General features: G+C 66.7%; 1 protein-coding gene. It reads right to left on the bottom strand.

Annotated features, from left to right (window positions below):
- The coding region (locus IH48_RS34115) for an acyl carrier protein (protein ID WP_037844321.1) at positions 1-252 on the bottom strand (252 nt) is incomplete at both ends.

Here is a 252-nt window from a genome sequence, read left to right as displayed (position 1 = left end):
CGGTGGTGGGGATGTGTGTCTGGATGTAGGTGGCGAGGGCGGTGGGGGTGGGGTGGTCGAAGATGAGGGTGGTGGGGAGCCGGGTGCCGGTGGTGGTGCTGAGTTTGTTGCGGAGTTCGACGGCGGTCAGTGAGTCGAGCCCCATCTCCTTGAATGCCTGGCGGTCCTGGATGGTGGCCGGGTTGGAGTGGCCCAGGACTTCGGCGATGTGGAGGCGGACGGTGTCGAGGAGCGCGGCGTGTTGTTCCTCGG

The sequence above is a fragment of the Streptomyces sp. NRRL F-5126 genome (assembly GCF_000721265.1).
Taxonomy (GTDB): Bacteria; Actinomycetota; Actinomycetes; order Streptomycetales; family Streptomycetaceae; genus Streptomyces.
This window is presented reverse-complemented; position numbering and strand designations above follow the sequence as displayed.